This is a genomic window from Scandinavium sp., assembly GCF_032012665.1.
Classification (GTDB): Bacteria; Pseudomonadota; Gammaproteobacteria; order Enterobacterales; family Enterobacteriaceae; genus Scandinavium.
This window is the reverse complement of record NZ_DALZVG010000045.1, coordinates 1-8,144: the sequence shown is the minus strand read 5'-3', so window position 1 is coordinate 8,144 and position 8,144 is coordinate 1. Positions and strand designations below refer to the sequence as shown.

Genomic DNA, 8,144 nt, shown 5'->3' with positions numbered 1-8,144 from the left:
ACCTTGCCAAGGTCGGGGTCGCGAGTTCGAGTCTCGTTTCCCGCTCCAAATTTTTTCAATATATCTTCTTATCCACAGCGAATAAACGCGCTGGGGGCGATTTTTATTGTCTCAGTTACACTCTTGTAAACAGACTTATCCACAGGTCCGCATCGTGCTCTTCGAGCGTCAATTGCTTCTGAATGTGAATCAAATTTTTTTAATTATCTGATTAATAACAATAAAAATAGATTTCAAATTGTTATCGCGATCACTTGACGATTTTTTCGCCCTTGAATTTCAATGTGTTTTTATTTTTATTCACACCCTGTGAATGAATCATGCATCCCTCGGCAGGCCTTTTTCAATCACCCGAACCAGACGCTGTTTTTGCGGTAGCTGCACTTCAATGACGTTGGCATTTCGCTTATCAATTTGCTGCGCAATCGCCCACGCTATGTGCTCATCGAGAAGTGGGTGCTCACCCTGACGGCTTTCCAGTGCCGCAAGATTGCGCGGATCCCACGGGGCATTACCCAGCGCCACGCTGATATTTCGCAGCCAGCGTAAATGACCGATGCGGCGGATGGGTGACCCCTCCGTCACTTTCAGAAAGTGGGCCTCGCTCCAGGCGAACAGTTCGATAAGTTCAGGTGCGTGCAAGGCCTTGCGCGGGCTGAAGTCGTCCTCTTCCGTGAGCTGCGAGTAGCGATTCCACGGGCAAATCAGCTGGCAGTCATCGCAGCCGTAAATGCGGTTGCCCATCAGCGGCCGGAATGCTTCCGGGATCGCGCCCTCAAGCTCAATGGTCAGATAGGAAATACAGCGGCGTGCGTCGACGGTGTAAGGCTCCACAATAGCGCCGGTCGGGCAGATGGTCATACAGGCAACGCAGCGGCCACAGTTTTCTTCCACTGGTTTATCAATGGGTAACGCAAGGTCTATCAGCAGCTCGCCGAGGAAGAAGAAAGAACCCGCATCGCGGCTGAGGATAAGTGAGTGCTTACCTGTCCAGCCAAGCCCTGCTTTTTCTGCAATCGGGCGCTCCAGAACGGGCGCAGAATCGACAAAAGGTCTAAAATTCAGCGAGGCACACCGTTCCTGAATTTTCTCGCCCAGCTTTTTAAGGCGATTGCGTAACAGCTTGTGGTAATCACGCCCGAGGGCATACCGGCTGACGTAACCGAGTGACGGGTTTTTCAGGGTGCTGGCAAACGCTGCGTTGGCAGGTAAATAGTTCATTCGCACGCTGATAACGCGCAGCGTACCGGGCAGCAGTTCATGAGGGCGGGCGCGGAGCATTCCATGGCGTGCCATCCACTCCATTTCGCCGTGGTACTGTTTGTCCAGCCATGCCTGCAGTTTGGGTTCGCTGGCGCTGAGATCGGTATCGGTAATGCCGACGTGCTGAAAGCCCAGTTCGGCGCCCCACTGTTTGATATCTTGCGCTAATTGATTGAGATCGAGGGGCTGTGACATGACGGACCATACAATGACGAGAAACCCCGCAAGTATACCACACACCATCTGGTCTGCGGATGCCCTGCGTCGCGCAGAAATTGAGGCCGCTGATGCGCTCGGATTAACCCTTTACGAACTGATGCTGCGTGCGGGTGAAGCCGCTTTCCAGCTTGCATGTGGCAGATATCCTGCCTCGGCACACTGGCTTATCCTTTGCGGTCACGGCAATAATGGCGGCGACGGTTACGTGGTGGCGCGTCTGGCGCAGGCTGCAGGCCTTGCCGTGACGCTGCTGGCCGTTGAAAGCGATAAACCGCTGCCTGACGAAGCTGCTGAAGCACGGGAAGCCTGGCTGAACGCGGGCGGCGTTATTCATGCGGCGGATGCGGGCTGGCCTGACGGCGTAGATTTGATTATTGATGCGCTGCTCGGAACCGGCAGTAACAGTGCTCCCCGCGAACCTGTCGCCACGCTCATTGCACAGGCGAACGATCATTCGGCTCCCGTCGTGGCACTCGACATCCCTTCCGGCTTGCTTGCCAATACCGGCGCAACGCCTGGCGCAGCGATCCGTGCTGCCCATACCATGACTTTCATTGCGCTCAAGCCGGGTTTGCTGACAGGCAAAGCCCGCGATGTGACGGGCACTTTGCATCATCATGCGCTGGGCCTTGAGGCCTGGCTGGCTACGCAATCCACGGATCTTCAACGAATCGATGTCGGTCAGCTTGTCCGCTGGTTGCCGCTGCGTCGCCCAACGTCGCATAAAGGCGATCACGGTAAGCTGGTGATTATCGGCGGTGACCATGGCACTTCAGGTGCCATTCGCATGGCCGGTGAAGCCGCGCTGCGTGCTGGGGCCGGACTGGTGCGTGTCTTGACGCGTGCAGAAAATATTGCGCCCATTGTGACGGCGCGGCCTGAACTGATGGTGCATGAGCTCACGCCGAAAACCCTGGATGAGAGTCTGGAATGGGCGGACGTTATCGTGATCGGCCCAGGGCTTGGGCAGCAGGCCTGGGGCAAACAGGCGCTGCGAAAAGTGGAAAACGTCAGAAAGCCCATGTTATGGGATGCCGACGCGCTTAACATTCTGGCAATCAATCCGGATAAACGTCACAATCGCATCCTGACGCCGCACCCCGGCGAAGCGGCCCGGTTGCTGAACTGCAGCGTGGCGGAAATTGAAAGCGATCGCTTACTTTCTGCACAGCGTCTGGTAAAACGGTATGGAGGCGTCGCGGTGCTGAAAGGCGCAGGAACCGTGATTGCCGGTGAGACGCGCGGTATCGCCATTGCCGATGTCGGCAACGCGGGGATGGCCAGCGGCGGCATGGGCGATGTCCTTTCCGGCATTATTGGCGCGTTGCTAGGCCAGCATCTCTCGCCGTATGATGCTGCCTGTGCCGGCTGTGTTGCACATGGCGCGGCGGCAGACATGCTTGCCGCCCGTTACGGAACCCGTGGCATGCTTGCCACCGATCTTTTTTACACGCTACAGCGTGTTGTTAACCCGGATGTGATTGACGTAAACCATGATAAATCGAGTGATTCCCTTACCCCATGAGCAGGCCACATTAGAGCTGGGCAATCGTATTGCCGGGGCCTGCACGGGCGCGACCGTCATTTATCTCTACGGCGATTTGGGCGCCGGGAAAACCACGTTTAGTCGCGGTTTTTTGCAGGCGCTGGGCCATAAAGGCAACGTCAAAAGCCCGACCTATACGCTGGTTGAGCCGTACACGCTCGACAATTTAATGGTTTACCACTTTGATTTGTACCGCCTTGCGGATCCTGAGGAGCTTGAATTCATGGGGATCCGCGATTACTTCGCTGACAATGCCATCTGCCTGGTGGAATGGCCGCAACAGGGCGCGGGTGTGTTGCCTGAACCGGATGTCGAAATTCACCTCGAATACCAGGCACAAGGGCGAGAGGCGCGCGTGACGGCAGTCTCCTCACTGGGTGAGTCTTTACTGGCGCGCTTAGCCGGTTAACCTGAGGGATGACGGGATGATGTATCGCGTTAAAAGTTGGTGGGTGGCATGCCTGATGCTTTTTTGCCTTCAGGCGACGGCGGCAAATTTATCCGATATCCAGGTCTCTAACGGAGATAAACAGGCCCGCATTACGTTCAGTTTTCTGGGCGATCCTGACTACTCCTTCTCGCAGGAAGGCAAACGCAGCGTCGCGCTGGATATCAAGCAAACCGGCGTGATTCAGGGGTTGCCGCTCAACTTCAGCGGTAATAACCTGGTCAAAAGCATTCGTTCCGGCACGCCAAAAGATGACCAGTCTTTACGTTTGGTGGTTGATCTTACTGGCGACGGCAAAACTCGCGCGGTGAAACAGCAAAATGGTGCGAGCACCCTTGTGGTCTTCACCATCAACGCAGATGAGCCACCTCCGCCACCGGCGGTAGCGAAACGTGTGGAAGCCCCGATGGTGACTCCCGCACCTCGTCCTGTTGAACCAGCGCGCAATCCGTTCAAAACGCAAAATGACCGCATGACAAGCGTGACCAGCAGCAATACGCAAACCCGCCCGGCGGCGAGAGCGCGTACGGCAAGCGCCAGCGGTGACAAGGTCATTATTGCTATTGATGCCGGGCACGGTGGCCAGGATCCCGGCGCAATCGGCCCGGGCGGCACCAAAGAGAAAAACGTCACTATCTCCATTGCCCGTAAGCTGCGCGCTCTGCTGAATGACGACCCGATGTTTAAAGGCGTGCTGACGCGAGACGGCGATTACTTTATTTCAGTGATGGGGCGTTCGGACGTAGCCCGTAAGCAGAACGCTAACTTCCTGGTGTCCATCCATGCGGATGCTGCGCCAAACCGCGACGCCACGGGCGCATCGGTATGGGTGCTGTCCAACCGCCGTGCCAACAGCGAAATGGCGGGCTGGCTGGAGCAGCACGAGAAGCAGTCTGAGCTGCTCGGCGGCGCAGGCGATGTGCTGGCGAACAGTCAGGCCGACCCTTACCTGAGTCAGGCGGTGCTGGATTTACAGTTCGGCCATTCGCAGCGCGTCGGGTATGATGTAGCGGTTGACGTTCTGGGTCAGCTTCAGCGTGTCGGCAATATTCACAAGCGCCGCCCTGAGCATGCAAGTTTAGGCGTGCTGCGCTCGCCTGATATCCCGTCGATCCTCGTTGAAACCGGCTTTATCAGCAACGGCGGTGAAGAACGCCTGCTCGGCAGCGACAGCTATCAGCAGCAGATCGCCGAAGCGATTTATAACGGTCTGCGGAAGTACTTTGAAGCGCATCCGTTACAAAGCGGGCCGCGCGGCGAAGCGTCACAAACGGCCAGCGCAGCAGGCCCAAACGGAACGTTAATTAACTAAGGAGCGCTTCATGCCGATACAGGTTTTGCCCCCGCAGCTTGCGAACCAGATTGCCGCTGGCGAAGTGGTGGAGCGGCCCGCATCGGTAGTGAAAGAGCTGGTCGAAAACAGCCTTGATGCGGGCGCGACCCGCATTGATATCGATATCGAACGCGGTGGCGCAAAGCTTATCCGCATTCGCGATAACGGCTGCGGCATCAAAAAAGATGAGCTGGCGCTGGCGCTGGCCCGTCATGCCACCAGTAAGATTGCGTCGCTCGACGACCTTGAGGCGATCATCAGCCTCGGTTTTCGCGGGGAGGCGCTGGCGAGTATCAGCTCCGTTTCCCGTCTGACCTTAACGTCCCGCGTGGCCGAACAGCCTGAAGCCTGGCAGGCGTACGCCGAAGGGCGCGATATGGACGTGACCGTAAAACCTGCGGCGCATCCTGTGGGCACAACTCTCGAAGTGTTAGATCTGTTTTACAACACGCCGGCACGCCGCAAGTTCATGCGCACCGAAAAAACCGAATTCAGCCACATCGACGAAATTATTCGCCGCATCGCGCTGGCGCGATTTGACGTCACCATTAACCTCAGCCACAACGGTAAAGCGGTGCGGCAGTACCGTGCGGTGGCGGAAGGCGGCCAGAAAGAACGCCGTCTGGCGGCCATCTGCGGTACGCCGTTTATGGAACAGGCGCTGGCGATTGAATGGCAGCATGGCGATTTGGCCCTGCACGGCTGGGTGGCCGATCCGAAACTCAGCAATGCGCAGTTGGCGGAAATTCAGTACTGCTACGTGAACGGGCGCATGATGCGCGACAGGCTTATCAATCACGCGATTCGCCAGGCCTGTGAAGACAAGCTCGGAGCCGGGGAACAGCCTGCGTTCGTGCTTTATCTGACTATCGACCCGCACCAGGTCGATGTGAACGTGCATCCGGCGAAGCATGAGGTGCGCTTTCATCAGTCGCGGCTGGTACATGATTTTATCTATCAGGGCGTGCTGAGCGTGTTGCAGCAGCAGATGGATACGCCTTTGCCGCTGGCGGAAGAAGCTGAAGAACCCGCGCTGCGCACATTACCGGAAAACCGCGTAGCCGCCGGACGTAACCATTTTGCTGAACCTGCCGTTGTACGCGAGCCTGCCGCGCCGCGCTATAGCTCGCCATCCGGCGGCAGTTCGCGTCATGAAAGCTGGCCTAATGCGCAACCGGGTTACCAGAAACAGCAGGGGGCTTTATACAAACAACTGCTGGAGACACCGGTTGCAGAACGCAGGCCTGTTATGCCTGCCGCGCCGGAAAGCTTGTCCGGACACAGCAACAGCTTTGGCCGGGTATTGACGATTATTGCTGCCGATCTTGCACTGCTCGAACGCGACGGCAAGCTCAACCTGATGGCGCTGCCCGTTGCGGAACGCTGGCTGAAACAGGCGCAGCTTTCGCCGGAAACGTCCCCGGTTTGCGCGCAGCCTCTGCTGATTCCGCTGCGCTTAAAAATAAGCGCTGAAGAGCAGGCGGCGTTGGCTAAATCCCTTCCCGTACTGGGGCAATTAGGCGTTGAAATTCAATCAGAAGCGCAGCATGTAACGGTGCGGGCGGTGCCTTTACCCTTAAGACAACAAAATTTACAAATCTTGATTCCTGAACTGATAGGCTACCTCGCGCAGCAATCGACGTTCGATGCGGTGACGCTGGCGCAGTGGTTAGCGCGCAATCTTGCAAGCGAACATGCGCAGTGGAATATGGCGCAGGCGATTGCCCTGCTGACGGACTTAGAGCGTCTTTGTCCACAGCTGGTGAAAGCGCCGCCGGGTGGCCTGTTACAACCCGTTGATTTACATACGGCGATGAATGCCCTTAAACATGAGTGACGTAACACAGAGCCTGCCTCAGGCCATTTTTTTGATGGGGCCAACGGCCTCCGGTAAAACCGCGCTGGCGATTGAGCTACGCAAAGTTTTGCCCGTTGAGTTGATTAGTGTGGATTCCGCCCTCATTTACCAGGGGATGGATATCGGCACCGCGAAGCCAGATGCCCGTGAGCAGGCCTTAGCCCCTCACAGGTTGCTGGATATTCGCGATCCGGCGCAGGCGTATTCTGCCGCGGATTTCCGCCGCGATGCGCTGGCCGAGATGGCCGAAATCACCGCCGCCGGGCGTATTCCGCTGCTGGTAGGCGGTACAATGTTATATTTCAAGGCGTTGCTGGAAGGACTCTCGCCCTTGCCGTCGGCAGATCCCGCCGTCAGGGCCAGGATTGAGCAACAGGCAGCAGAGCAGGGATGGAATGCACTGCATCAGCAACTTCTGGAGATTGACCCGGTTGCCGGTGCGCGTATTCATCCAAATGATCCGCAAAGACTTTCCCGGGCACTGGAAGTTTTTTTCATTTCGGGTAAAACTTTAACGGAACTGACGCAAACGTCAGGAGAAGCTCTGCCGTACAAGGTGCATCAGTTCGCCATCGCCCCGGCGAGCCGTGAACTGCTCCATCAGCGCATTGAGCAGCGTTTTCATCAGATGTTGGCTTCAGGTTTTGAAGCAGAAGTGCGGGCGCTTTTTGCCCGTGGAGATTTGCATACGGACATGCCTTCCATTCGTTGTGTGGGATACCGCCAGATGTGGTCATACCTTGAAGGCGAAATCTCATATGATGAAATGGTTTATAGAGGTATTTGCGCCACGAGACAGTTGGCCAAGCGTCAGGTGACCTGGTTGCGCGGTTGGGAAGGGGTTCATTGGTTAGACAGTGAACAACCTGAACAAGCGTTCAACGATGTGTTAAAGGTTGTTGATGCGAGCCTGGGCTGAACGTGTAAAATTAAGATGTATCGTGCGCAATTTTTCAGAATCGAAAGGTTCTAAGTACAAGCCCGAAGTTTGTGGGTAACACCCTGAAAACCGTGGGTATAACAAGCATATAAGGAAAAGAGAATGGCTAAGGGGCAATCTTTACAAGATCCGTTTCTGAATGCACTTCGTCGGGAACGTGTTCCGGTTTCTATTTATTTGGTGAATGGTATTAAGCTGCAAGGTCAAATTGAGTCTTTCGATCAGTTTGTGATCCTGTTGAAAAACACGGTCAGCCAGATGGTCTATAAGCACGCAATTTCTACCGTTGTTCCGTCTCGTCCGGTCTCTCATCATAGCAACAACGCTGGCGGCGGTACGGGTAGTAACTACCATCATGGTAGCAACGCGCAGTCTTCATCTGCGCCGCAAGACAGCGACGAAACCGAATAAGGTTGATGGCTGTTTTTCCATGTCGGGGAGCCAGTTTATTCGGTTCCCCGCTGGTCTTTTAGGAGATTTTTCGCTTGTTTGACCGTTATGACGCCGGTGAGCAGGCGGTGCTGGTACACATCTATT

General features: G+C 56.0%; 7 protein-coding genes. 6 read left to right on the top strand and 1 reads right to left on the bottom strand.

What is annotated here, in order from left to right:
* Nucleotides 1-318 precede the first annotated feature (318 nt).
* Complete coding sequence (gene queG / locus RTU33_RS21400; protein WP_312630067.1) at nt 319-1,458, bottom strand: tRNA epoxyqueuosine(34) reductase QueG; 1,140 nt, start codon at nt 1,456-1,458, stop codon at nt 319-321.
* Between queG and nnr the strand changes: the two genes are divergently transcribed.
* From nnr to hfq, 6 genes are all read left to right on the top strand, one after another.
* Nucleotides 1,457-3,007 carry a bifunctional ADP-dependent NAD(P)H-hydrate dehydratase/NAD(P)H-hydrate epimerase gene (nnr, locus tag RTU33_RS21395; RefSeq protein ID WP_312630065.1) on the top strand — a complete coding sequence of 517 codons (1,551 nt, stop codon included), beginning with the start codon at nt 1,457-1,459 and terminating at the stop codon, nt 3,005-3,007. The genes queG and nnr overlap by 2 nt on opposite strands.
* Complete coding sequence (gene tsaE / locus RTU33_RS21390; RefSeq protein WP_312630064.1) at nt 2,976-3,437, top strand: tRNA (adenosine(37)-N6)-threonylcarbamoyltransferase complex ATPase subunit type 1 TsaE; 462 nt, start codon at nt 2,976-2,978, stop codon at nt 3,435-3,437. The genes nnr and tsaE overlap by 32 nt, the downstream gene beginning before the upstream one ends.
* Nucleotides 3,438-3,453: 16 nt before the next feature.
* A complete protein-coding gene (gene amiB / locus RTU33_RS21385) occupies nt 3,454-4,788 on the top strand; it encodes an N-acetylmuramoyl-L-alanine amidase AmiB (protein ID WP_312630063.1) in 1,335 nt (444 codons plus the stop codon).
* A gap of 10 nt (nt 4,789-4,798) precedes the next feature.
* Entirely contained in the window at nt 4,799-6,646 is a 1,848-nt protein-coding gene (mutL, locus tag RTU33_RS21380; RefSeq protein ID WP_312630061.1) for a DNA mismatch repair endonuclease MutL, read from the top strand.
* The gene (miaA, locus tag RTU33_RS21375) at nt 6,639-7,586 is read left to right on the top strand and encodes a tRNA (adenosine(37)-N6)-dimethylallyltransferase MiaA (protein ID WP_312630068.1); all 948 of its coding nucleotides are present in this window, start codon (nt 6,639-6,641) and stop codon (nt 7,584-7,586) included. Before mutL ends, miaA begins: the two co-directional genes overlap by 8 nt.
* A 123-nt stretch (nt 7,587-7,709) precedes the next feature.
* The gene (gene hfq, locus RTU33_RS21370; protein ID WP_312630059.1) at nt 7,710-8,018 is read left to right on the top strand and encodes an RNA chaperone Hfq; all 309 of its coding nucleotides are present in this window, start codon (nt 7,710-7,712) and stop codon (nt 8,016-8,018) included.
* Nucleotides 8,019-8,144 lie beyond the last annotated feature (126 nt).